This window comes from Pseudomonas sp. FEN, from assembly GCF_904067045.1.
Lineage (GTDB): Bacteria > Pseudomonadota > Gammaproteobacteria > Pseudomonadales > Pseudomonadaceae > Aquipseudomonas.
In genome coordinates this window covers 381,347-405,245 of sequence record NZ_CAJFDC010000014.1, presented here as the reverse complement: position 1 = coordinate 405,245, position 23,899 = coordinate 381,347, and the positions used below count along the sequence as shown (strand labels likewise).

The 23,899-nt window shown below is 63.6% G+C and carries 18 protein-coding genes; 8 read left to right on the top strand and 10 right to left on the bottom strand.

From position 1 onward, the window contains the following. Window positions 1-147: 147 nt before the first annotated feature. The 5 genes from PFEN_RS18245 to PFEN_RS18225 all read left to right on the top strand — a co-directional run bounded on the left by PFEN_RS18245 (window position 148) and on the right by PFEN_RS18225 (window position 5,566). Window positions 148-1,164 carry an AraC family transcriptional regulator gene (locus PFEN_RS18245; RefSeq protein WP_191488192.1) on the top strand — a complete coding sequence of 339 codons (1,017 nt, stop codon included), beginning with the start codon at window positions 148-150 and terminating at the stop codon, window positions 1,162-1,164. A gap of 506 nt (window positions 1,165-1,670) precedes the next feature. After that, window positions 1,671-2,438, top strand: coding sequence for an SDR family NAD(P)-dependent oxidoreductase (locus tag PFEN_RS18240; RefSeq protein ID WP_191488191.1), 768 nt, complete (start codon window positions 1,671-1,673; stop codon window positions 2,436-2,438). 11 nt (window positions 2,439-2,449) lie between these two features. Beyond that, the gene (locus tag PFEN_RS18235) at window positions 2,450-3,640 is read left to right on the top strand and encodes an acetyl-CoA C-acyltransferase (protein ID WP_191488190.1); all 1,191 of its coding nucleotides are present in this window, start codon (window positions 2,450-2,452) and stop codon (window positions 3,638-3,640) included. 8 nt (window positions 3,641-3,648) lie between these two features. Then, window positions 3,649-4,776, top strand: a complete 1,128-nt coding sequence (locus PFEN_RS18230; RefSeq protein WP_191488189.1) for an acyl-CoA dehydrogenase — start codon at window positions 3,649-3,651, stop codon at window positions 4,774-4,776. A gap of 16 nt (window positions 4,777-4,792) precedes the next feature. Beyond that, the gene (locus PFEN_RS18225) at window positions 4,793-5,566 is read left to right on the top strand and encodes an enoyl-CoA hydratase (RefSeq protein ID WP_191488188.1); all 774 of its coding nucleotides are present in this window, start codon (window positions 4,793-4,795) and stop codon (window positions 5,564-5,566) included. A 179-nt stretch (window positions 5,567-5,745) separates the two neighbouring features. On the opposite strand, the gene PFEN_RS18220 is transcribed toward PFEN_RS18225, so the two are convergent. Together PFEN_RS18220 and PFEN_RS18215 are read right to left on the bottom strand one after the other, a co-directional pair. Beyond that, complete coding sequence (locus PFEN_RS18220; protein WP_191488187.1) at window positions 5,746-6,897, bottom strand: acyl-CoA dehydrogenase family protein; 1,152 nt, start codon at window positions 6,895-6,897, stop codon at window positions 5,746-5,748. A gap of 3 nt (window positions 6,898-6,900) precedes the next feature. Next, window positions 6,901-8,007, bottom strand: coding sequence for an enoyl-CoA hydratase/isomerase family protein (locus tag PFEN_RS18215; protein WP_191488186.1), 1,107 nt, complete (start codon window positions 8,005-8,007; stop codon window positions 6,901-6,903). A gap of 481 nt (window positions 8,008-8,488) precedes the next feature. Between PFEN_RS18215 and PFEN_RS18210 the strand changes: the two genes are divergently transcribed. The 3 genes from PFEN_RS18210 (at window position 8,489) to PFEN_RS18200 (ending at window position 11,976) form a co-directional block, all read left to right on the top strand. Continuing rightward, a complete protein-coding gene (locus tag PFEN_RS18210; protein WP_191488185.1) occupies window positions 8,489-9,772 on the top strand; it encodes a hypothetical protein in 1,284 nt (427 codons plus the stop codon). Between the two features lie 96 nt (window positions 9,773-9,868). Next, window positions 9,869-10,375: a hypothetical protein gene (locus PFEN_RS18205; RefSeq protein WP_191488184.1), complete on the top strand. Its 507-nt coding sequence runs from the start codon at window positions 9,869-9,871 to the stop codon at window positions 10,373-10,375. Window positions 10,376-10,473: 98 nt separating this feature from the next. Next, on the top strand, window positions 10,474-11,976 hold the full coding sequence (locus PFEN_RS18200) for a tyrosinase family protein (RefSeq protein ID WP_191488183.1): 1,503 nt from the start codon (window positions 10,474-10,476) through the stop codon (window positions 11,974-11,976). A gap of 114 nt (window positions 11,977-12,090) precedes the next feature. Here PFEN_RS18200 and PFEN_RS18195 read toward each other — a convergent pair whose 3' ends face one another. From PFEN_RS18195 to PFEN_RS18160, 8 genes are all read right to left on the bottom strand, one after another. Then, entirely contained in the window at window positions 12,091-14,046 is a 1,956-nt protein-coding gene (locus PFEN_RS18195; RefSeq protein ID WP_191488182.1) for an acetoacetate--CoA ligase, read from the bottom strand. 177 nt (window positions 14,047-14,223) lie between these two features. Beyond that, window positions 14,224-14,994 (bottom strand): 3-hydroxybutyrate dehydrogenase, encoded by a 771-nt coding sequence (locus tag PFEN_RS18190; RefSeq protein ID WP_191488181.1) that lies wholly within the window; start codon window positions 14,992-14,994, stop codon window positions 14,224-14,226. Window positions 14,995-15,004: 10 nt separating this feature from the next. Next, window positions 15,005-16,396, bottom strand: coding sequence for a GntP family permease (locus tag PFEN_RS18185; protein WP_191488180.1), 1,392 nt, complete (start codon window positions 16,394-16,396; stop codon window positions 15,005-15,007). 251 nt (window positions 16,397-16,647) lie between these two features. Then, complete coding sequence (locus PFEN_RS18180) at window positions 16,648-18,144, bottom strand: sigma-54 interaction domain-containing protein (RefSeq protein ID WP_191488179.1); 1,497 nt, start codon at window positions 18,142-18,144, stop codon at window positions 16,648-16,650. Between the two features lie 34 nt (window positions 18,145-18,178). Next, window positions 18,179-19,759 carry an ABC transporter ATP-binding protein gene (locus PFEN_RS18175; protein ID WP_191488178.1) on the bottom strand — a complete coding sequence of 527 codons (1,581 nt, stop codon included), beginning with the start codon at window positions 19,757-19,759 and terminating at the stop codon, window positions 18,179-18,181. A gap of 14 nt (window positions 19,760-19,773) precedes the next feature. Beyond that, entirely contained in the window at window positions 19,774-20,796 is a 1,023-nt protein-coding gene (locus PFEN_RS18170) for an ABC transporter permease (protein ID WP_191488177.1), read from the bottom strand. Next, window positions 20,796-21,857, bottom strand: coding sequence for a microcin C ABC transporter permease YejB (locus PFEN_RS18165; RefSeq protein ID WP_191488176.1), 1,062 nt, complete (start codon window positions 21,855-21,857; stop codon window positions 20,796-20,798). The genes PFEN_RS18170 and PFEN_RS18165 overlap by 1 nt, the downstream gene beginning before the upstream one ends. Next, window positions 21,857-23,722: an extracellular solute-binding protein gene (locus tag PFEN_RS18160; protein WP_191488175.1), complete on the bottom strand. Its 1,866-nt coding sequence runs from the start codon at window positions 23,720-23,722 to the stop codon at window positions 21,857-21,859. The genes PFEN_RS18165 and PFEN_RS18160 overlap by 1 nt, the downstream gene beginning before the upstream one ends. Window positions 23,723-23,899 lie beyond the last annotated feature (177 nt).

The following is a 23,899-nucleotide window of genomic DNA, read 5'->3' as shown; positions in this document are numbered from 1 at the left end:
CTTGCTACGGGCGGCGTCCGCGATATCGACGCGGGACTCAAGGGCCTCATCGTCGGAGCGCCGCCCGCAGCAAGCCGGCTCCTACAGGGCGCGGGCGCTGTTAAGATGGCCGCCACACGGATCAGTACAGCGCTTGAGCGTCGGCCAATGTCAAAAAAAGACAGCATCTCCATCCATCTGGTGCACGAGGCACTGTTGCAAAGTTGCGCCCCCGGTGCGGACACCGTGCAGGTGCTGGACAAGGTCGGGATCGATTCGATGCTGCTGGAACAGCCCGCCGCCCGGGTTCCAGTAACCGATTACGCACGCTTGTGGCGCCTGTTGGCCCGACGCAACGATGACGAGTTCTTCGGCATGGACCCGCGCAAGTTGCGCTCCGGCAGCTTCGCTTACCTGTGCCGTGCGGGCATGGCGCAACCGACGGTGGCGACCGGGCTGGATTCGGTACTGGATTTCCTGTCGTTGATGCTGGCGCAACTGCCGGCACAGTTGGTGCGTCAGCAAAGCCTGGCGGAAATCGTCCTGCTGGAGCCTGAGGGCCAGGCACGGCGGCCGTTTACCTATTTCACCTACTGGATGATTGTCCATGGCGTGGCCTGCTGGCTGGCCGGACGGCGCATCCCGATCCTGGCCATCGAGTTGCGCTGTGCCGAGCCGGATTATTGTGAAGATTATCGGGTGATGTTTTCCGAGAACCTGCGCTTTGACCGGCCGCGCACCCGGATGATCTTCTCCGCCGACTGCCTGGACCTGCCGATCAAACGCAGTGCCAGTGAGCTGCAACGTTTCCTGGCGCTGGCGCCGGCCAATATCCTGGTCCGCTACCGCGATGCGCAGAGCCTGGCCAGTCGGATCAAACAGGACCTGCGCCAACTGCCCGCCGTAGGCTGGCCGGAAACCGAAGGGCTGGCCCTGCGGTTGTGCATATCGGCCTCGACCCTGCGCCGGCGGCTGGCGGAAGAAGGGCAGACCTACCAGGGGATCAAGGACAGCGTGCGCAAGGAGTGGGCGATTGCCTGGCTGGCGGAGCCTTCGATCAGCTTCGCCGAGATCGCCACGCGGCTGGGTTTCGCCGACGCCAGTTCGTTTTACAAGGCCTTTCGCAAATGGTCCGGGTCCAACCCGGGGCATTACCGCAGCCTGATTCTCAATGAGGCGCACTAACCCGGTTTGTCCCAGTTGGCTGACGATGGCGCCCGGACGGGCTGTGCGAGACTTGAGGGTCCCTTCGCGGGCAAGCTCCGCTCCCACAATATTCAAGTCTGACTCAAATCATGCGTACAACCCAAACCTGGAGCCAGCTTGCTGGCGATCCAGGCGGCGCGGTTAGACAGGGCTCCGCGTCGATCCCGTCACCGGCAAGCCGGCTCCCGCAAGGTCGGCACAGGTCCGTTATTGGCCAAACCAGTCAAGCAGGTTGAAAGCTTTGACCATTGTCCCAAGTCCCTGATAGCGCGACTATTTCCAGGATTTTGCTACGGTACCTTGCAATAACAAGACCGAGAGATTCTGGACATGCGCGACTATCAGGCGGCCACCGCGATGGCGGCGGATAAGTCGAGGCAAGGCTCACGGGGCTCATTGTCGGAACGCTGCCCGCGGCAAGCTGGCTCCTATAGTGGCGCGTGTCGGTCATCAGCGTTATTTACGGTTTCACGAAGGACAGTGCCATGAACATTCAAGACAAGGCTTTTATGGTCAGCGGCGGGGCTTCCGGCCTCGGCGCGGCCACTGCTGAAATGCTGGTTGCCGCCGGCGCCAAGGTGATGCTGGTGGACCTCAATGCCGAGGCCGTCGCCGCCCAGGCGAAAAAACTCGGGGCACAAGCCCGCAGCGTGGTCGCGGACATCACCCAGGAGACCCAGGCCCAGGCGGCGGTACAGGCCGCGGTCGAGGCCTTTGGCGGACTGCATGGCCTGGTCAACTGCGCTGGCATCGTGCGCGCGGAAAAGATCCTCGGCAAGAACGGCCCGCACCTGCTGGACAGCTTCAGCCAGGTGATCAACGTCAACCTGATCGGCAGCTTCAACCTGCTGCGCCTGGCCGCCGCCGCCATCGCCGAGACCGAGGCGGATGCCGACGGCGAGCGCGGGGTGATCATCAATACCGCCTCCGCCGCCGCCTACGATGGCCAGATCGGCCAGGCGGCCTATGCCGCGTCCAAGGGTGCCATTGTCAGCCTGACCCTGCCGGCCGCCCGCGAACTGGCACGCTTCGGCATTCGCGTGATGACCATCGCCCCGGGCATCTTTGAAACCCCGATGATGGCCGGCATGACCGCCGAAGTCCGTGCCTCGCTCGCGGCCGGCGTACCGTTCCCGCCGCGCCTGGGCAAGCCGGCCGAATACGCCGCGCTGGTTCGGCATATCATTGAAAACAGCATGCTCAACGGCGAGGTGATCCGTCTCGACGGCGCCTTGCGCATGGCCGCGAAATAGGAGAATCGATCATGACCGCCAACGATCCCATTGTGATTGTCAGTGCCGTGCGCACGCCCATGGGCGGCTTCCAGGGCGACCTGAAAAGCCTCAGCGCGCCGCAACTGGGTGCCGCCGCCATCCGCGCCGCCGTCGAACGTGCCGAATTGGCGCCGGACGAAGTCGAGCACGTGCTGTTCGGCTGTGTGCTGTCCGCCGGCCTCGGCCAGGCCCCGGCCCGTCAGGCGGCCCTCGGTGCCGGGCTGGACAAGTCCACCCGTTGCACCACCCTGAACAAAATGTGCGGTTCCGGCATGGAAGCGACCATCCTCGCCCACGACATGCTCCTGGCCGGCAGCGCCGATGTGGTGGTGGCCGGTGGCATGGAAAGTATGTCCAACGCGCCGTACCTGCTGGACCGCGCCCGCAGCGGCTACCGCATGGGCCACGGCCAGGTGCTCGACCACATGTTTCTCGACGGCCTCGAAGATGCCTATGACAAGGGCCGCTTGATGGGCACCTTCGCCGAGGATTGCGCCGAAACCCACGGCTTCAGCCGCGAAACCCAGGATGCCTTTGCGCTGACATCCTTGACCCGCGCCCAGGAGGCCATCCGCGAGGGCCTCTTCCGTGCGGAAATCGTTCCATTGACGGTCACGGCAGGCAAGGAACAGCGACTGATCAGCGACGACGAACAGCCACCCAAGGCCAAGCTGGACAAGATCGCCAGCCTTAAGCCGGCGTTCCGTCAGGGCGGTACGGTCACGGCGGCGAATTCCAGTTCGATTTCCGACGGTGCGGCGGCGCTGGTGCTGATGCGTCGCTCCGAAGCGCAGGAGCGCGGCCTCACGCCCCTGGCGGTGATTCATGGGCATGCGGCGTTTGCCGATACCCCCGGTTTGTTCCCGGTGGCCCCGGTGGGGGCGATCAAAAAACTGATGAAGAAAACCGGTTGGTCCCTGGACGAGGTCGATCGTTTCGAAATCAACGAAGCCTTCGCCGTGGTCACGCTGGTGACGATGCAAGCGCTGGGACTGCCCCACGACAAGGTCAATGTACACGGTGGTGCCTGCGCCCTGGGCCATCCGATCGGTGCGTCCGGCGCGCGGATTCTGGTCAGCCTGCTCTCGGCATTACGCCAGAAAGGCCTGCGGCGTGGGGTTGCGGCGATTTGCATTGGTGGCGGTGAAGCCACGGCCATGGCCGTCGAGTGCCTCTACTAGGAGTTGCCATGTTACCCAGTGATGAACAACAACAGATCGCCGAAGTGGCCCGGGCTTTTGCCCAGGAGCGCCTGAAACCCTTCGCCGCCGAATGGGACCGCGAGCACCGCTTTCCCAAGGAGGCCATCGGCGAAATGGCCGGCCTGGGCTTTTTCGGCATGCTGGTCCCGGAACAGTGGGGTGGTTGCGACACCGGCTACCTGGCCTATGCCATGGCCCTGGAAGAAATCGCCGCTGGCGATGGCGCCTGCTCGACCATCATGAGCGTGCACAACTCGGTTGGCTGCGTGCCGATCCTCAAGTTCGGCAGCGAAGAGCAGAAGGCCCGTTTCCTGCCGCCATTGGCCAGCGGTGCCATGCTCGGCGCCTTTGCCCTGACCGAACCGCAGGCCGGTTCCGATGCCAGCGGCCTGAAGACTCGCGCCAGGCTGGAGGGCGACCATTATGTGCTCAACGGCTGCAAGCAGTTCATCACCTCCGGGCAGAACGCCGGGGTGGTGATCGTCTTCGCGGTCACCGATCCAGACGCGGGCAAGCGTGGTATCAGCGCCTTTATCGTGCCCACCGATTCGCCGGGCTATATCGTCGCCCGGGTCGAGGACAAGCTCGGCCAGCACGCCTCCGACACCTGCCAGATCCTCTTCGAGGACGTCAAGGTACCGCTGGCCAACCGCCTGGGCGAGGAGGGCGAGGGCTATCGCATTGCCTTGGCCAACCTGGAGGGCGGGCGTGTCGGTATCGCCGCGCAATCGGTGGGCATGGCCCGCGCCGCGTTCGAGGCCGCCCGCGACTATGCCCGTGAACGGGAAAGTTTCGGCAAGGCGCTGATCGAGCACCAGGCCGTGGCCTTCCGCCTGGCGGACATGGCCACCCAGATCGCCGTGGCCCGGCAGATGGTGCACTACGCGGCCGGCCTGCGTGACAGCGGTAAGCCAGCGCTGGTGGAGGCCTCGATGGCCAAGCTGTTCGCCTCGGAAATGGCCGAGAAAGTCTGCTCGCAAGCCTTGCAAACCCTGGGCGGCTATGGCTATTTGAGCGACTTCCCGTTGGAGCGGATCTACCGCGACGTGCGGGTCTGCCAGATTTACGAAGGTACCAGCGACATTCAACGCATGGTCATTTCGCGCAACCTGTGATCTAAGGAATCCATCAATGAGCTATGAAACCATTCTGCTGGACATCAAGGACCGTGTCGGCCTGATTACCCTGAACCGCCCACAGGCGCTCAACGCCCTGAACGCCCAGATCATCAGCGAACTGAACCAGGCATTGGATGCACTGGAAGCCGACCCGAACATCGGCTGCATCGTGCTGACCGGATCGAAAAAGGCCTTTGCGGCCGGTGCCGATATCAAGGAAATGGCCGAGCTGACCTACCCGCGGATCTACCTTGACGATCTGTTCAGCGACAGTGACCGTGTGGCCAACCGGCGCAAGCCGATTATCGCCGCGGTGTCCGGTTTTGCCTTGGGTGGCGGCTGTGAACTGGCCCTGATGTGCGATTTCATCCTGGCCGCTGACAATGCCAAGTTTGGCCAGCCGGAAATCAATCTCGGCGTGCTGCCGGGCATGGGCGGGACCCAGCGCCTGACCCGCGCGGTGGGCAAGGCCAAGGCCATGGAAATGTGTCTGACCGGGCGCTTTGTCGATGCCGTGGAGGCCGAGCGTTGCGGGATCGTCGCGCGGATCGTGCCGACCGATGAATTGCTGGATGAGGCGCTGAAGGTGGCGGCGCTGATTGCCGGTAAATCGGTGCCGATCAGCATGATGGTCAAGGAAAGCGTCAACCGTGCTTTCGAGGTCAGCTTGTCGGAGGGGGTGCGTTTCGAGCGCCGGGTGTTCCATGCGGCGTTTGCCACCCAGGATCAGAAGGAAGGCATGGCGGCGTTTATCGCCAAGCGTGAGGCGCGGTTCAAGGACAGTTGAGCCGCAGGAGGATTGGGTAGGGTGGATTAGTGTGGCGAGCGGGCTTGCCCGCGCTCGGTTGCGCAGCAGTCGTAAAACCGCTCATCTCGGTCTGTCTGATAGACCGGGTTCGATGGTTTTAGGGGCGCTTCGCACCCCAGCGCGGGCAAGCCCGCTCGCCACAAGGTCGTGCTCTGCGGTTACACCAGGTAGTGCTTCAGTTCCCGCGCGATCAGCATCCGCTGAATCTCGCTCGATCCTTCATAGATCTGCGTGATCCGCGCATCGCGGTAATACCGCTCCACCGGATAATCTTCCAGATACCCATAGCCACCATGAATCTGCATGGCCGAGGAGCAGACCTTCTCGGCCATTTCCGAGGCGAACAGCTTGGCTTGTGAGGCTTCCGACAGGCATGGCTGCCCGGCACTGCGCAGGCGCGCCGCATGCAGGATCAGCAGGCGTGTGGCATTGATCCGGGTGTGCATGTCGGCCAGCAGGTTGGCGATGCTCTGGTGCTCGATAATCGGCTTGTCGAACTGCACCCGTTCCCGCGCATAGGCCAGCGCCGCCTCGAACGCGGCCCGGGCGATGCCCAGCGCCTGGGCGGCGATGCCGATGCGACCGCCTTCCAGGTTCGACAGGGCAATCGCCAGGCCCTTGCCGCGCTCGCCCAACAGGTTGGCCTCGGGCACGCGGCACTGGTTGAGGGTTACCGCGCAGGTGTCGGAGGCGCGAATGCCCATCTTGTGTTCGGTACGGTCGACGATAAAGCCTGGCGTATCGGTGGGTACCAGGAACGCCGAAAGGCCTTTCTTGCCGAGTTCGGGATCGGTGACGGCAAAGACAATCGCCAGCTTGGCGCGCTTGCCGTTGCTGACGAACTGCTTGGCGCCATTGATGATCCACTCACCGTCTTTCAATTCGGCGCGGGTTCGCAGGTTATGGGCTTCGGAGCCGGCCTGCGGCTCGGTAAGGCAGAAGCAGCCGATGGCCTGGCCACTGGCGAGGCGTTCCAGCCAGGTTTCTTTCTGGGCCTGGCTGCCATAATTGAGAATCGGCCCGCAGCCGACCGAGTTGTGAATGCTCATCAGCGCGCCGGTGGCGCCGTCACCGGCGGAAATCTCTTCCACGGCAAGGGCGTAGGCCACGTAGTCGACATAGGTGCCGCCCCATTCCTCGGGCACCACCATGCCCAACAGGCCCAGTTCGCCCATCTTGGCGACCAGGCCGTCGTCGATCCAGCCAGCCTTTTCCCAGGCCTGGGCATGGGGCGCGATCTCGCCGCGGGCAAAGTCCCGGGCCATGTCGCGGATCATTACTTGTTCTTCGCTCAGTTCGATATCGTGCATGGTTCAGTTCCCGTTCGCGTCGAGGCCATGGAAAAAGCTGGCGACATGCTCGGCATCCAGTTCGCGCAAGGTCGGTGGGTTCCAGTGTGGGGTCTTGTCCTTGTCGATCAGCAGGGCGCGCACGCCTTCCATCAGGTCGCCGCGTTCGAACCACTGGCGATCCAGGTGCAGCTCCAGGGCGAAGCACTCTTCCAGGGCCAGATGGCGGCCGCGGCGGAGCATTTCCAGGGTCACGGCCATCGCCAGGGGCGAGCGGGTCTCCAGCAGGTCGGCGGTTTCCCGGGCCCATTCATGACTGTTGGCGACGGTCACTTCACGCAGTTGCTCGACCATGCTCGGAACATCCGGCAGGGCGAAGAAGTGGTCGATGGCCGGGCGCAGTGCATCCAGTGGCGCGTCGGGCAGAATTTGCACGGCGAGTTTCGCCAGCAGGCCCTGGAGGTCCTTGAGCGGCGTTTCGTGCCATTGCAAATGGTCGAGACGTTCGTCCAACTGGGCCAGTTTGTCACTGCTCAGGTACCAATCGGCCAGCCCGCAGTAGAGAGCGTCGGCGGCACGGATCTGCACGCCGCTGACCCCCAGGTAGATGCCCAGCTCCCCGGGAATCCGTGGCAGGAAATAGCTGCCGCCGACATCCGGGAAATAGCCGATGGCGACCTCCGGCATGGCCAGGCGGCTGCGCTCGGTGACCACCCGCAGGTCGGCGCCTTGCACCAGGCCCATGCCGCCACCGAGGACAAAGCCGTCCATCAGCGCCAGCACCGGTTTGCGGTAGTGGTGGATCGCCAGGTCCAGCGCGTATTCCTCGACGAAGAAATCCTCGTGCAGGCGCCCGCCGCTGGTGTAGCTGTCATACAGCGAGCGGATATCGCCGCCGGCACAGAAGGCCCGCTCGCCGGCACCGCGCAAGACCACCGCGTGCACCTGTGGATCGTGGGCCCAGGCGTCGAGCTGCTGCTGCAGGGCGCGGACCATGTCGAGGGTGAGGGCGTTGAGGCCGGTGGGGCGGTTGAGGGTCAGATGACCGATATGGTTGCGCACGTCGGCCAGGACATCGGCCCCTGGGGTGTCGAGACTTTGGGGGGCGGAGGATGAAACCCGAGCAGTCATTACTAACTCCCTGCTTTTATTGTCTTTTTGGTGTGTTCGACGGGCGAACGAGGCCCGATCGTAACAGTGCAAATTTGCCCTGTACAACCGGAATAATCGCAGGTTGAGTCTGCATTTTTGCCTGAGCCTGCGGTGAGCGCCTCTGCCGTCTCTAGACCTTAGCCGTGCCGGGGCCGCAAAGCGAATAACCGCCTCGCAGCACCGAGACCTTGCATGCCTTTGGTCTTGTCGGGATTGCTGCTGGTGGCGTTGTCGAACCGGAGTCGGTAGGCGGCGCGAAGGGTTGGCGAGGCTGTTGCCGAAAGCAATTCGAACGACCGGGCCGTCAGGCAAGGACCGCAAAGTCAGTGTTCTGGCACGAAAACACCGTAGAACTGTTATTTCTGACAGTTGCGGGGCGCGGAAATGAGGGATTGAATACCCGGCAGCCCCGCTTGCCGACACGACATGGACGGGCGCTAATCTCAGCGAGGACCCGCTCATGGTGCTGGAGGAACTGCGAGACTATCGGCTCAGCTCGGCTGGCAAAGCGGATTCGACATTCGGGCAGTCGGGAGTGGTCAGGTTGCAGTTCCCCGGTTGTTTGTCGAGCCTGGCCAATGATGTGGTGTCCTGTGCCGATGGCAAGGTCCTGGTGGCGCTCAAGGTGAGCTTTGCCGGCGGTTACCGCTTTGGCCTGGCACGGCTGCATGACGATGGCGCGCCGGACGTATCCTTCGGTGACGGCGGCTTTGTGTCCGGCCGCTTCGAGGCCGCTGCCGAGGCCATGGCCAGCAGTGTGCGGGTGCTCGACGATGGACGCATCCTGCTGTTCGGCCTGCACTACCTGGATGACGAGCATACCCTGCCGGCGGTCGCTCGGTTTGACGCCGATGGGCACCTGGATCCAAGCTTTGGCGATCAGGGCGTGAAGGTACTGCGCCTGCCCGGCGGGCTCGCCGAGGGCCCGCGGGACGGCTGGCTGCCGCCGGGATTGCCGGGCGTCGAAGCCTGTGCGGGTGCGGTGCAGGAGGATGGCAAGATCCTGCTGATCGCCAATCACACCTACACCTTCGCCGATTATGTCGGGTTGTTGATCCGTCTCGAGCCCGACGGCACCCTGGACCCGGATTTCAATGGGCATGGTTTTGTCGTGGTTCGGCATTTGTTGCTGAATTCCTGGCTGAGTTGCCTGCGGATCCAGGTCGACGGCAAGATTCTGGTGGGCGGCTCGGTAGGCTTTCCGCAGTTGGGACTGGTGGTTCGCTACGAAGCCGATGGTCGTCTTGATCTTGGCTTTGGCGACCAGGGGTTGCTCTCGTTCGGCTTTGCCGGGGTCAGTTCCCTGGTGACGAAACTGGCCGCTGGCAGTGATGGGCGAGTGCTCTGCGTCGGCAACCGTTTCAATCCCATGCGTGGAGCCTTGCAAGGCTTCAACCCGGATGGCACGGCGGACCACTGTTTCAATGAGGGCGACGCCACCCAGCTCGAACTCGATACTCCCGGCAACCTTTGGGCCAGTCTCACGGTACAACCTGACGGCGCGATTCTGGTGGCCGGTTCGACGGTGATGGGCTTTGGCTCGGACTTCGTGCTGGCGCGTTACCTGGCTGATGGGCAACTGGACCGCGGCTTTGCCGGCGGGCGCGGCTGGGTCCGAACAAGCCTGGGCCGCAGCCTGGATACCCTCACCGCCCTGGCCCTGCAAGGCGACGGGCGGATCCTGGTGGCTGGCCATTCGTTGTTCGGCAGTTTCAAGGCGGTGGTACTGCGTTACCAGGGATGATCCCTATCCTTATGGCACATGACCGTTGGGCTGTAATGTCCTGCTGCTGCCGTGGCGGTGCCATAGTGAAAAGAAATGGGTGGCGGAGTACGAACCATGTGGCGACTCAACGCACTGGCCGGGGTGCTGTGGGTGCTGTCTTCCACGAGCTGGGCACAGGACGTGCTTTATCGCGCGCAACAGCCCGTGGAGTTGGGGGCGGCGCGTACCGAGGTGGCGCTGCGCTCCAGTGCGGGTGCGGGGGAAGCGGGCCTGTCGGCCTGGAAAGGACGCCGGCCATTGGCGCTGGCGCTGTCCGGGATCTGGGCGCTTGAGGCGCCGGCGGTCGGTTACCGGCTGTACCTGAATTTGCCGCCAGGCGTGCAACCCGATGACTCGGACCCAGGGTATCTCGGCGATGTGAGCTTCTATGGGGCCCCCGACCACTTCGATGCCCAGCGTGCCAAGACGGTCGCTTTCCTGCTCGACGAGACCCTTGTGCGCCTGCGTAACGCCGGGCGATTGGCGCGGCTGCCAACCCTGACATTGATCCCGGTGGCCGTCGAGGAACAGGGCCGCAAACCGAGGATCGAGGAAGTGTCGATCGTCGAGACTCCGCACTGATACAAAAGTTCCTGCTTTTCTGGAGGAATTTTCACTCGCTGCTAGGCTGACCTTGCTGTTGATTTGGGAAATCAATTCGTACGGTCAAGGAGTGAAGTATGACTATCAGTCGAAGGAAGCTGCTGCAAGCGGGTGCGTTGGGTGGCGGGATGGCGATGTTGCCGCTGGGTTTGATGCAAAAAGCCTGGGCGGGTTCGACCCAGGCATTTGTGCGCCATAACGTGCTCTCCTCGGATGGCGAGATGATGTTGAGGATCTACGCCGCCGCAGTGAAGAAGATGATGGCAAAACCGACCACCGATCCGCTGTCCTGGACGTTTCAGTGGTACACCCACGCAATGCCCTCCAAGTACCCGAAAGACAAGACTATCAACGACGTCTTCGGCAGTGCCAGCAGCCCCCAGAAAGCGCTCGCCCAGGCCATGTGGTGGACCTGCGAGCCCCACGCCAGCGGCAACAACGACGCCTTTCTCCCCTGGCACCGGATGTATGTCCTGTATTTCGAACAGATCATTCGCGAAGTGTCGGGTGAGCCGAAATTCACCCTGCCGTTCTGGGACTACACCGGGCCGTACAGCGCCGCTGGCAACAATTACAGCGTGATGCCCAAGCAGTTCCTGCTCAAGGATGACCCGGTGTTCGGTTCGCTCTATCGTCCGGATCGCAACCCTAATTCGAATGCCGGCAAGCCAGTGGTCAACAACGGTTCCCCGCTCGACTTGTCCTGCATGAAGTGGTCGGACTACAGCGGGACGTTTGGTTTCTGCAACAACATCGACAACAACCCGCACGGCAGCCTTCACGGTGACGTGGGTAACGGCCTGGGCATGGGCGCGGTGCCATGGGCGGCCTATGACCCGATATTCTGGGTCCACCATGCCAATATCGATCGTATCTGGGCCGGCTGGAACCGCAGTGGTGGGAAAAATCCGAGCGACAGCAAGTTCCTCGCTGAGTCCTGGGTGTTTGCCGACAAGGCAGGCAAGGCGGTGACCACCAAGGTCAGCCAGGTGCTCGATACGGCGACCTGCCCGTATCCCTACGTCTATTCGGAGTATCCGCAGCGGCCGAAGACCAGCCTGCAGTTCGCCACGGCTCAGAAGAGCTTCCTGTTGCAGGCGCAAAGCGCGCCGGCCGCGACGGCCAACGCGATCAGCCTGGGCGACAAGGCGACGACCGTTGCCCTGGCGACCCACGCGCCTGCTACCAGTGCTACCCAGCCAGCGGCGCGCAGTTTTTCCCTGCAGTTGAAGGCACAGCCGGCGATCCGTGAATATGCCTTGTCGTTCGAGGCGATCGCGGCGACCAGCGAGCCCGGCAACAGCTATGACGTGTACCTGGGGCTGCCGGCGGGCGCCGCGCCGGATCCGGAATACCGGGTGGGCTCCATCAGCATGTTCGGGGTGGGTAACCAGGCGATGCATGGTGGTGGGCATCATGGCGAGCCGAAAAGCGTTGCCTTCCTGGTCAGCGAGCAGATGCAGAAACTGCTCAAGGTCGGCACCCTCAACGATGCGCCCGCGGTCACGTTGGTGCCGGTGGGAACGCTCAACCCCGGATCGGCGCCGACGATCGGCAATATCTCGCTGAAAACGCTTTAGGCTTTTCTGTAGGAGCGAGCTCGCTCGCGATGGTAGTCCAGGCACCGCGGGGCATCAGGTGCCCAGCGTTATTGTTGACGATCATCGCGAGCAAGCTCGCTCCTACAGAGGGCTTCAGTCACGCAATTGCGGCCTGTCCCTGAACTGCTCCAGCGCCTCGGGATTGGCCAGGGCATCGGTATTTTTCACCGCCAGCCCGTGCACCACGTTACGCACCGCGAGTTCGACGACCTTGCCGCTGAGGGTGCGCGGAATGTCCGTCACCGCGAGGATCTTCGCCGGCACATGCCGTGGCGTGGTGTTGGCCCGGATCACCTGGCGGATCTGTTGTTCCAGTGCCTCGTCCAGTTCGATGCCGTCGCGCAAGCGCACGAACAACACCACCCGCACATCGTCCTGCCATTGCTGGCCGATGGCGATGCTCTCCAGTACCTGCTCGACCTTTTCCACCTGCCGATAGATTTCCGCCGTGCCGATGCGCACGCCGCCGGGGTTGAGCACGGCGTCGGAACGGCCGTGGATCACCAGGCCGCCGTCGGCGAACTCCTCGGCATAATCGCCCTGGGCCCAGACGCCGGGAAACAGGCTGAAATAGGAGGCTTTGAGCTTTTCGCCGCGAGGGTCGTTCCACAGACCCACCGGCATCGCCGGAAAGTGCCGGGTGCAGACCAGTTCGCCCTTGGCATCGAGCACCGGCCGGCCATTGTCATCCCAGACTTCCACCGCCATGCCCAGGCTCTTGCACTGCATCCGGCCGCGCACCACCGGCAGTGTCGGATTGCCACTGACGAAGCAGGAGACGATATCGGTACCGCCGGACATGGACGACAGGCAGAGCGTTTCCTTGATCTGGCGATAGACGTAGTCGTAGCTGCGCAGCGACAGCGGCGAGCCGGTACACAGCAGGGTGTTCAGACTGTCCAGCCGATGGCTCTGGCGCGGGCTGAGCCCGGCGTCTTCCAGGGTCGCCAGATACTTGGGGCTGGTGCCGAAGGCGCTGATGCCTTCGCTGTCGATCAGGTCCAGCAGCCGTTGCGGGCCGGGGTGAAACGGCGAGCCGTCGTAGAGCACCAGCGTGGCGCCAACCGCGAGGCCCGAGACCAGCCAATTCCACATCATCCAGCCGCAGGTGGTGTAGTAGAACAGGCAGTCATCGCGCCCGAGGTCGACATGCAGGCCGTGCTCCTTGAGGTGTTGCAGCAGGACCCCGCCGGTGCTGTGAACGATGCACTTGGGGACCCCGGTGGTACCGCTGGAGTAGAGGATGTACAGCGGATGAGCGAATGGCACTGGAGTGAATTCGGGCTCGCCGCCGGCCTGGTAGAAGTCGTTCCATAATGCTACCCGGGCCTGGGTCTGGAAGTCTTCGACGCGAGCCTCGGGGCGGGCGTAGGGCACGATCAGCAGTTGCTGCAAGTCGGGCAGGCGTTCAAGGATTTCGTTGAGCTTGGCGCTCTGGTCGATGACCTTGCCGGCATAGCGGTAGCCGGCACAGGCGATCAGCACCTTGGGTTCGATCTGGCCGAAGCGGTCGATCACCCCCTGGGTGCCGAAGTCCGGCGAGGAGCAGGACCAGATGGCCCCCAGGCTGGTGGTGGCGAGCATGCCCACCAGGGTTTGCCAGGTATTGGGCAGGCACGCCGCGACCCGGTCGCCAAGGCCGACGCCGGCGGCCCGCAGGCTTTTTTGCAGGCCCGCGACCTCGGTGGCGAGCTCGGCGTGGCTCAGGGTTTCCCGGCGCCCGTCTTCGCTGACGGCGATCACCGCCAGGTGCGCGTCGCGGCGGCGCAGCAGGTGTTCGGCGAAGTTCAGGGTCGCGCCTGGGAACCACTGGGCGCTGGGCATCTGCGGACCTTCGCGCAGTATGGCGTTGGCCGGGGTGTGGAACTCGACATCGAAGAAATCGACGATGGCCTGCCAGAAGGCCTCCCGCCGGTCGATGCTGAAACGGTGCAGGGCGGCGTAGTCGCCCAGTTGCAGATCGTGACGATGATTGACGAAGCGCCGGAAGGCTTCGATCCGGGTCTTGCTGACACGCTCGGCGTCGGGGCGCCAGAGGACTTCGGCCATGGTCTTTCCTTTGTTGTTTTTCTAACCGATCTTTGACAGCGCACGATCATTGTGGGAGCTGAGCTTGCTCGCGAAGGGGCCGCGAGAACGCCAAAAGCTTCGTCGGGACGTCGCCCGGACCAAGCTCCGCTCCCACAAGTCATGGGCTGTTTTCGAGATCCGATCTCAGGCAATCAACTATTGTGCCAACCAGCCCCCATCGATATTCCACGCCGCGCCGCGCACCTGGCTGGCGGCCTCGCTGCACAGGAACAGCACCAGCTCGCCCAGCTGTGACGGGGTGACGAACTCCAGCGACGGTTGCTTCTCCGCTAGCAGATCGTGTTGTGCCTGTTGCGGATCGACCCCGCTGGCGGCGCGGTCGTCGATCTGTTTCTGCACCAGTGGGGTGAGCACCCAGCCCGGGCAGAGGGCATTGCAGGTGACGTTGCTGGTGGCGGTTTCCAGGCCGACCACCTTGGTCAGGCCGATCACCCCATGCTTGGCCGCCACATAGGCGGCCTTGCCCACCGAACCGACCTGGCCATGCACCGAGGCGATGTTGACGATCCGCCCCCAACCCCTGGCGCGCATCCCCGGCAGCGCCAGGCGCGTGCTGTGGAACACCGACGACAGGTTGATGGCGATGATCGCGTCCCAGCGTTCCACCGGGAACTCTTCCACGCTGGCCACATGCTGGATACCGGCATTGTTGACCAGAATATCCACGCCACCGAACTCGCGCTCGGCATAGGCGAACATCTCGGCGATCTGCGCCGGGTCGCCGACATCGGCCGGATGATGGCCGACCCGCCCGCCAAACTGCTTGACCTGCGCGACCACCGCGCTGGCATCACCAAAGCCGTTGAGCACCAGGTCGGCGCCGGCCCGGGCCAGGCCCAGGGCGATACCCAGGCCGATGCCACTGGTGGAGCCGGTGACCAGGGCGGTTTTACCTTTGAGACTCATTGTCGATTCCTCACACGATGCCAGTGGCATAGAACGTTGCAATCACCACGAAGACCGCCAGGGTCTTGATCAGGGTAATGCAGAAAATATCCTTGTAGGCTTCCCGGTGGGTCAGCCCGGTGACGGCCAGCAGGGTGATCACCGCGCCGTTGTGGGGCAGGGTGTCCATGCCGCCGCTGGCCATGGCCGCGACCCGGTGCAGGACTTCCAGCGGGATATTCGCGGCATGCGCGGCGCTGATGAAGCTGTCGGCCATCGCCGCCAGGGCGATGCTCATGCCGCCCGAGGCGGAACCGGTGATCCCGGCCAACAGGGTGACGGTGATGGCCTCGTTGACCAGCGGATTGGGAATGCTCTTGAGCCAGTCGGCCAGCACCAGGAAACCCGGCAGCGAGGCGATGACCGCGCCGAAGCCGTATTCCGAGGCGGTGTTCATCGCCGCCAGCAGGGCACCGCCGACCGCGCTCTTGCTGCCTTCGGCGAGTTTGCCGCGAATGGCCCGGAAGCCGAACAACAAGACCATGATGATGCCCACCAGCAGCGCGGCCTGCACCGCCCAGATGGCGGTGAGCTTGGCGATATCGGTCTGTACCGGCGTGCTCATGCCCGCCAGGCTGAGGGTGTGGGTCTTGCCGTACCAGAGTGGGATCCAGTGGGTGAACAGCAGGTTCATGATGCCGACCAGCAACAGCGGCGAGAGGGCGACCCAGGGGTTGGGCAGCTGGATATCCTCGGCGGTTTCCGGTTCGTTGCGCAGTTCCGTGCCGTAGCCTTCGCCCGCGCGCTGGGCGCGGTTGCGCTGGCGTTGCAGGAACAGCATGCCGGCGCAGAACACGAAGAGCGTACCGATCAGCCCCAGCCAGGGCGCGGCCCAGGCGGTGGTATTGAAGAAGGTGCTGGGAATGATGTTCTGGATCTGCGGCGTGCCGGGCAGGGCGTCCATGGTGAAGGAGAACGCGCCGAGGGCAATGGTGGCCGGGATCAGGCGCTTGGGGATATCGCTCTGGCGAAACATCTCGGCGGCAAACGGGTAGACCGCGAACACCACCACGAACAGCGAGACGCCACCGTAGGTGAGCAAGGCGCAGACCAGCACGATCACCAGCATCGCCTGACGGGTGCCGAACAGGCGGATGGCGGCGGCGACGATGGCGCGCGAGAACCCGGACAGCTCGATCAGCTTGCCGAACACGGCGCCGAGCAGGAATACCGGGAAGTAGAGTTTGACGAAGCCGACCATTTTCTCCATGAACACTCCGGTGAAGGCGGGAGCGACGGCGGACGGGTCGGTGAGCAGGACGGCGCCGAGGGCGGCGATGGGGGCAAACAGGATGACGCTGTAGCCACGGTAGGCGGCCAGCATCAGTAACGCCAGCGCCGCAAGGGCGATGATCACACTCATGGTGTGTCTCCAAATTGTTATTTTTGTAGGTTAGGTCTGAATCTCCTGTGGGGGTTGCCAGTTTTGTGCCATTTATTTAAGTTGTTGAAACTAAAGGGATTTATTGTTTTGTTATAGCGATGGATTATGAGATTGTCTCTGAAGTGAGACAGTTTGGTTGTCGAGTTGAACCGGAGGGTGTCCCGGCTGTCAGGCCCCCCCGACTTCCTGTGGGAGCGGAGCTTGCCCGCGAATACGGGCCACGCGGTGTTTCAGGGAGACCGCGTTATCGTTCTTCGCGGGCAAGCTCCGCTCCCACAGGAGATAGTCTCTATTTTGGGATTGCTGTCTCTCTGTTGAGATTGAGAGAGACCCAAGGCAAGCATTTTCTTGTACAGGGTCGATCTACCCAAGCCCAGCCTGTGTGCGGCGTCTTCCACTTTTCCTGCACACTGCGCAAGAGTCGTCTCGATCAACTGTCGATCAAAACGCTCCCGTGCCGCGCTGAACGTCTCGTTGCCCTGCGGCTCCAGGGCCTGTCCCTGTGGCCGTTCGAACGGTCTGAAGGTACCAATCGCCCCGCGAATATCGGCCGCGCTCAAAACCTGCGTATCGCTCAACAGGGCCGCCCGCTCCAGTACATTGCGCAGCTCGCGGACATTCCCCGGCCAGGCGTGCCGGCCCAGCAACTCCAGGGCCTCGGTCGCCAGTTCATGGTGGCTGCGCAGCTCTTCGAGAATCGCCTCGCTCAGCGCCGGCAGATCCTCCAGGCGTTCGCGCAAGGGCGGTACCTGGATCGGCAGCACGTTGAGCCGGTAATACAAGTCGGCGCGAAACTCGCCGCGCTGGATGGCCGCCTCAAGGTCGCTGGAGGTGGCGGCGATCACCCGTACATCGCTGCGCAGCACCTCGTTGGAGCCCACCGGCTCGAACTCCTTCTCCTGCAATACCCGCAACAACTTGCTTTGCAGAGGCAGCGGCATATCGCCGATTTCATCGAGAAACAAGGTGCCGCCCTGGGCGATCTGCAACTTGCCGGGGCGGCCCTTGCGATCCGCGCCGGTGAAGGCCCCCGGCGCGGTGCCAAAGAACTCGGCCTCCAGCAAGGTCTCCGGAATCGCCGCGCTGTTGATGCTGACAAAGGCTTTGTGCGCCCGCGGCGAGGCGCTGTGAATCGCCTGGGCGAGCAGTTCCTTGCCGGTGCCGGTTTCCCCCAGTAGCAGGACCGGCGAGTCGCTGCTGGCACCGCGTCGGGCCCGGCGCTTGACTTCCAGGCTCGCGGCGCTGGTGCCAATGAAATGGGCGAAGTTGTATTTGGTCTGTCGCGAGCGCAGCAGCGAGCGGGTCGAGGCCAGTTCGGCCTGCATGCTCTGGTAGCGCTTGAGCAGCGGCGACAGGCTGCGCAGTTCGTCGAACAGGGCGAAGCCGATGGCGCCGATCACCGCGCCGGCGCCATCGTGGATCGGCAGGCGCATGACCACCAGAGGTTCCTTGGGCGTGTCTTGCAGGTCGAGCAGGATCGGGTGGCCGGTGCGTACCACCTCGCGCAGCAGGCTGCCGGGAATCACGCTTTCGCAGGCGCGGCCGATGGCTTCGCCGGCACTGGCCAGGCCGAAGCGTCGGGCGTAGCGCTCGTTCATCCAGACGATGTTGGCGTCGCGGTCGACGATCACCGTGCCTTCGCTGGATTGCTCGATGATTTCAAACAACGAACGAATCGCCAGCAGGCGAACTTGCTGGTAGTCCTTGAGGCTTTCGGTATCGGTCATGGCGGATGTCCGTTGCCGGCGCGGCGGCGATCGATCAGGTCGGGACTGGCCGGGTGGCGGCAAGCAGTTCCCGAGTATAGGGATGCTGTGGCGCGTCGAACACCGCGCAGGTGCTGCCGCGCTCGATCACCTGACCGTCCTTGATCACGATCAGGTCATGGGCCAGGGCACGCACCACCGACAGATCATGGCTGATGAACAGGTAGGTCAGGTCGTATTTTTCCTGGAGGTCGCGCAGCAGGGCGACTACTTGTTTCTGCACCGTGCGATCCAGCGCCGAGGTCGGCTCGTCCAGCAGGATCAGCGCCGGCTTGAGCACCAGGGCGCGGGCAATAGCGATACGCTGGCGCTGGCCGCCGGAAAACTCATGGGGGTAGCGGTGACGGCTCTGCGGGTCGAGACCGACCTCTTCCAGTACGCGAATCACCTGGGCTTCGCACTCGGCGGGGGTGTTGGCGCTGTGTACCTCCAGGCCCTCGCTGATGATCTGGGCCACCGACATGCGCGGGCTGAGGCTGCCGAACGGGTCCTGGAACACCACCTGCATCTGCTTGCGCCAGGGCCGTAGCTGTCTCTGGTTGAGGCCGTCGAGGGCCTGGCCCTGGAAACGGATGCTGCCTGTGGAATCCAACAGGCGCAGGATCGCCTGGCCAAGGGTGGACTTACCGGAGCCGGACTCGCCGACGATGCCCAGGGTCTTGCCGCGCTGCACGCTGAGGCTGACGCCATCCACCGCGCGCAAGTACTCCTTGCGCTGGAACAAGCCGCCGGCGATCTGGAAGCGTACATGCATGTCCTCAACCTGCAATACCACCTCGCGATCATCCATCGGCAGTGGCTTGCCCGCTGGCTCGGCGTCCAGCAGCAGATGGCTGTAGGGATGGGTGGGATGCTGGAACAGGGTTTCGCAGTCCGCCTGTTCGACAATCTCCCCGGCCTTCATCACGCAGACCCGCTGGGCGATGCTGCGTACCAGGTTGAGATCGTGACTGATCAGCAGCAGCGACATGCCCAGGCGTTGCTGCAGTGATCTGAGCAGCGAGAGGATCTTGCGCTGCACCGTGACGTCGAGGGCGGTGGTCGGTTCATCGGCGATCAGCAATTGCGGCTCGCAGGCCAGGGCCATGGCGATCATCACGCGCTGGCGTTGCCCGCCGGAGAGCTGATGGGGATAGGCCTTGAGGCGTTCCCGGGGATTCTGCAGGCCCACCAGTTCCAGCAGTTCGATAATCCGTGCCCGGGCCGCCTTGCCGGCGAGGCCCTTGTGCAGCAGCAGGGTCTCGCCGATCTGTTTTTCGACGCTGTGCAGCGGGTTGAGGGAGGTCATCGGTTCCTGGAAGATCATCGCGATCCGGTCACCACGCAGGGCGCGCAAGAGGCTGTCATCGGCTCCCAGCAGTTCCTGGCCGCGATAGCGCACGCTGCCGCTGGACTGGCAGCCAGTGCGTGGCAGCAGTTGCAGGATCGAGTGCGCGGTCACCGACTTGCCCGAGCCGGACTCGCCGACCAGCGCCAGGCATTCGCCGGGGCGGATATCCAGGCTCAGGTCGCGTACCGCCGGCTGGCCGTTGAAGGCGACGTTGAGGTGGCGGATTTCAATCAGGTTGTCGGTCATCTCGGGCGCCTGGTTCATGAGCGGGGGTCGAAGGCGTCGCGCAGCGCTTCGCCGACAAACACCAGCAGGGAGAGGATCAATGCCAGGGTGAAGAAGGCGGTGAAGCCCAGCCAGGGTGCTTGCAGGTTCTGCTTGCCCTGGCCGATCAGTTCGCCCAGGGAGGCGCTGCCGGCGGGCATGCCGAAGCCGAGGAAGTCCAGCGCGGTCAGGGTCGAAATGGCCCCGGTGAGAATGAACGGCAGGTAGGTCAGGGTGGCGTTCATGGCGTTGGGCAGGATGTGCCGCAGGATGATCTTGCGGTCGGTCAGGCCCAGGGCCCGGGCGGCCTTGACGTATTCCAGGTTGCGTCCGCGAAGGAACTCGGCGCGCACCACGTCGACCAGGGCCAGCCAGGAGAACAGCGCCATGATGCCCAGCAACCACCAGAAATTCGGTTCGACGAAGCCGGACAGGATGATCAGCAGGTACAGCACCGGCAGACCGGACCAGACTTCCAGCAGGCGTTGGCCGAGCAGGTCGACCCAACCGCCGTAGTAGCCCTGCAGGGCGCCGGCGGAGACGCCGATCAGAGCACTGACGGCGGTCAGGGCGAGGGCGAACAGAATCGATACCCGGGCGCCGAAGATCACCCGTGCGAGTACATCCCGGGACTGGTCGTCGGTGCCCAGCCAGTTCTCCCGGGTGGGTGGGCTGGGGGCCGGCTTGTTGAGGTCGTAGTTGGGCGTATCGGCACTGAACGGGATCGGTGGGAACAGCATCCAGCCACCATCCTTGGTGATCAATTGGCGCACGTAGTCGCTACGGTAGTCGGCCTGGAACGGTAACTGGCCGCCGAACTCCCGTTCGGTATAGCGCTTGAACACCGGGAAATACAGCGAGCCCTGGTAGCTGAGCACCAGCGGCTTGTCGTTGGCGATCAGTTCGCCACCCAGGCTCAGGACGAACAGCGCGGTGAACAACCACAGCGACCACCAGCCACGCCGGTTGGCCTTGAAACGCTCGAGCCGGCGCCGGCTCACGGGCGAGAGTCTGAGCATCAGGCATTCCTTGAGGCGAAGTCGATGCGTGGGTCGACCAGGGTGTAGCAGAGGTCGCCGACGAGTTTTATCAGGAGGCCGAACAGGGTGAAGATAAACAGTGAGCCGAACACCACGGGATAATCGCGCGACACCGCGGCTTCGTAGCTCAGGCGGCCCAGGCCGTCGAGGGAAAAAATCACTTCGATCAGCAGCGAGCCGGCGAAGAACACACTGATAAAGGCCTGGGGGATACCCGAGACCACCAGCAGCATGGCGTTGCGAAACACATGGCCGTAAAGCACGCGCCGTTCGCTCATGCCCTTGGCCCGGGCCGTGACTACGTACTGGCGGGTGATTTCATTGAGGAAGGAGTTCTTGGTGAGCATGGTCAGGGTGGCGAAACCGCCGATCACCAGCGAGGTAACCGGCAGCACCAGATGCCAGAAGTAGTCGGCGATCTTGCCCAGGGTCGAGAGCTGGTCGAAGTTCTCCGACACCAGCCCGCGCACCGGGAACCAGTTCAGCGAGGTGCCGCCGGCGAACGCGACGATCAGCAGCATGGCGAACAGGAATGCCGGCATGGCGTAGCCGATGACGATGGCGGTGCTGCTCCAGACATCGAAGCGGCTGCCATTGTGGGTCGCCTTGCGGATGCCCAGGGGGATCGACACCAGATAAGTGATCAGCGTCGCCCAGAGCCCGAGGGAAATGGTCACCGGCATCTTGTCGAGGATCAGGTCGGTGACGTCGGCGCCGCGAAAGAAGCTCTTGCCGAAATCCAGGCTGGCGTAGCGCTTGAGCATCAGCCAGAAGCGCTCGGGGGCCGGTTTGTCGAAACCGTACTGGCGCTCGATGTCCGCGATCAGCTTGGGATCCAGGCCACGACTGGCTCGCGAGGCGCCCTGCACGGTGTCGCCGCCACCGCCCAGGGCGCCACCGCCGCCGATGCCCTGCAAGCGGGCGATGGCCTGTTCCACCGGCCCGCCTGGCGCGGCCTGGACGATGACGAAGTTGACCAGCAGGATCATCAGCAGCGTCGGGATGATCAACAGCAGCCGCCGCAGGGTATACGCCAGCATCAGTGCTGTCCTCCGGAACTGCCGCGCTTGATCAGTTCGGCGCTCATCTGTTCGTTGGTCAGTGGGGTCGGGCTGACTTCCCACCAGGTTTCGACGGCAGGGTCATTGCTGGCCTGCTCCCTGGGGATGCCGAAGCGGTTCCACCAGACCGTCGAAGCGCCCGGCGGGTAATAGTTGGGAATCCAGTAGTAGTTCCATTGCAGTACCCGGTCCAGAGCATGTGCGTAGCTGAGCATCCGCGCTTGTGTATCGGCCTTGATCAGGCCGTTGATCAGGCTGTCCACGGCAGGGTTTTTCAGGACCATGAAATTACTCGATCCGGGGTCGTTGGCCGCGGCGGAACCAAAGTAGTTGTACAGTTCGATGCCCGGCGAGGTGGTGACCGGGTAGCCGCTGACGATCATGTCATAGTCGCGGGCCTTGAGGCGGTTGACGTACTGTGAGGCGTCGATGCGGCGGATATCCATGTGGATGCCGATCTGCGCCAGGTTGCGCTTGTACGGCAACAGCAGTCGCTCCATGCCGTTCTGGGCGTTGAGGAAGGTGAAGCTCAGCGGTTCGCCCTGGGCGTTGACCAAACGGTCGCCGTCGGGTTTCCAGCCAGCCTGTTCCAGCAGGGCCAGGGCTTGCAGCTGCTTGTCCCGCAGGTTGCCGCTGGCGTCGGTTTTCGGCGCTTCGAAGACTTGGTTGAAAACTTCGTCGGGAATCTGTCCGCGCAGTGGTTCGAGGATCGCCAGTTCCGCCTGGTCGGGCAACTGCCGCGCGGCCAGGGCGGTGTTGGAGAAGAAGCTCTGCTGGCGGATGTACATATTGCGCATCATCTGCCGGTTGCTCCATTCGAAGTCCCAGAGCATGGCCAGGGCCTCGCGCACCCGGCGGTCCTGGAACAGCGGATTTTGCAGGTTGAACAGGTAGCCCTGGGCGGCTTGCGGCGCCTCCTGTGCCAGATGGGCCTTCTGCAGGCGGCCATCGCTGAGGGCCGGGCTGTTGTAGCCAATGGAGTAGCCAGTGGCGGAAAACTCGCGGTTGTAGTCATAGGCGCCGCCACGCAGGACCTGGCGGGCGACGTCGGTGTCGCCGAAGTACTCGATGGTGAAACGGTCGAAGTTGTAGAGCCCGCGGCTGACCGGCAGGTCCTTGCCCCACCAGTCGGCATTGCGGGTGAAGGTGATGCTGCGCCCGGAGTCGATCTTGCTCACCCGATAGGGGCCGCTGCCCAGCGGGGCTTCATAACCGCCGCCGTCGGCGAAGTCGCGGGTCTTCCACCAGTGCTCCGGCAACACCGGCAAGCTGGCGAGATCCAGTGGCAGCGAGCGGTTGTCGGTGTTCTTGAAGTCGAAGCGGATCTGGGTCGGCGATTCGACTTCGACGTCTTTGACCGCTTCGAACTGCATGCGATAGCTGAGGCTGCCCTGGGTCATCAGCAGGTTGTAGGTGTAGCGCACGTCTTCGGCGCCGATGGGGGTGCCGTCGGCGAAGCGGGCCTTGGGGTTCAGGTAGAAGCGCAGGGACAGACCGTCATCGCTGCGCTGCATTTTTTCCGCCACCAGACCGTAGACGGTGTAGGGCTCGTCCAGGGAGCGCACGGCCAGCGGGGAGTAGATCCAGCCGTCGATCTGGGTGACGCCGGTGCCTTTGTCGACATAGGGCAGGATATGGTCGAACTGGCCGATCTCGATGGCCGAGCGGCGCAGGCTGCCGCCCTTGGGCGCGCGCGGGTTGGTGTAGTTGAAGTGGCTGAAGCCGGCGGGGTACTTGGCCGGTTCGCCGTAGACCGTCAATGCGTGCTGCGCGGGGGCTGCGTTGGCGGACAGGCCGGGAAACAGGGTCAGGGTAGTGAGTAGCAGGGATAGGGCCAGTCGCATCTTCAGCCTTAGAAGCCGGTTCGGTGTATCGGCAAGAGCATACGCCGTGGCGAGGGGGGATGCTCCGATGTCATTCAGCCAAGGAAACAGGGCATCGAACACGCTGTGGGAGCGGTGCTTGTCGGATCGCCGCACCGCCGCGAAGCTTTTAGCGGCTTCAAGGGCCTCTTCGCGAGC

Excerpts from the sequence above, each read along its gene's own strand:
- PFEN_RS18245 (WP_191488192.1), top strand. The coding sequence starts at position 148 with ATGTCAAAAAAAGACAGCATCTCCATCCATCTGGTGCACGAGGCACTG.
- PFEN_RS18240 (WP_191488191.1), top strand. The coding sequence starts at position 1,671 with ATGAACATTCAAGACAAGGCTTTTATGGTCAGCGGCGGGGCTTCCGGC.
- PFEN_RS18235 (WP_191488190.1), top strand. The coding sequence starts at position 2,450 with ATGACCGCCAACGATCCCATTGTGATTGTCAGTGCCGTGCGCACGCCC.
- PFEN_RS18230 (WP_191488189.1), top strand. The coding sequence starts at position 3,649 with ATGTTACCCAGTGATGAACAACAACAGATCGCCGAAGTGGCCCGGGCT.
- PFEN_RS18225 (WP_191488188.1), top strand. The coding sequence starts at position 4,793 with ATGAGCTATGAAACCATTCTGCTGGACATCAAGGACCGTGTCGGCCTG.
- PFEN_RS18220 (WP_191488187.1), bottom strand. The coding sequence starts at position 6,897 with ATGCACGATATCGAACTGAGCGAAGAACAAGTAATGATCCGCGACATG.
- PFEN_RS18215 (WP_191488186.1), bottom strand. The coding sequence starts at position 8,007 with ATGACTGCTCGGGTTTCATCCTCCGCCCCCCAAAGTCTCGACACCCCA.
- PFEN_RS18210 (WP_191488185.1), top strand. The coding sequence starts at position 8,489 with ATGGTGCTGGAGGAACTGCGAGACTATCGGCTCAGCTCGGCTGGCAAA.
- PFEN_RS18205 (WP_191488184.1), top strand. The coding sequence starts at position 9,869 with ATGTGGCGACTCAACGCACTGGCCGGGGTGCTGTGGGTGCTGTCTTCC.
- PFEN_RS18200 (WP_191488183.1), top strand. The coding sequence starts at position 10,474 with ATGACTATCAGTCGAAGGAAGCTGCTGCAAGCGGGTGCGTTGGGTGGC.
- PFEN_RS18195 (WP_191488182.1), bottom strand. The coding sequence starts at position 14,046 with ATGGCCGAAGTCCTCTGGCGCCCCGACGCCGAGCGTGTCAGCAAGACC.
- PFEN_RS18190 (WP_191488181.1), bottom strand. The coding sequence starts at position 14,994 with ATGAGTCTCAAAGGTAAAACCGCCCTGGTCACCGGCTCCACCAGTGGC.
- PFEN_RS18185 (WP_191488180.1), bottom strand. The coding sequence starts at position 16,396 with ATGAGTGTGATCATCGCCCTTGCGGCGCTGGCGTTACTGATGCTGGCC.
- PFEN_RS18180 (WP_191488179.1), bottom strand. The coding sequence starts at position 18,144 with ATGACCGATACCGAAAGCCTCAAGGACTACCAGCAAGTTCGCCTGCTG.
- PFEN_RS18175 (WP_191488178.1), bottom strand. The coding sequence starts at position 19,759 with ATGACCGACAACCTGATTGAAATCCGCCACCTCAACGTCGCCTTCAAC.
- PFEN_RS18170 (WP_191488177.1), bottom strand. The coding sequence starts at position 20,796 with ATGCTCAGACTCTCGCCCGTGAGCCGGCGCCGGCTCGAGCGTTTCAAG.
- PFEN_RS18165 (WP_191488176.1), bottom strand. The coding sequence starts at position 21,857 with ATGCTGGCGTATACCCTGCGGCGGCTGCTGTTGATCATCCCGACGCTG.
- PFEN_RS18160 (WP_191488175.1), bottom strand. The coding sequence starts at position 23,722 with ATGCGACTGGCCCTATCCCTGCTACTCACTACCCTGACCCTGTTTCCC.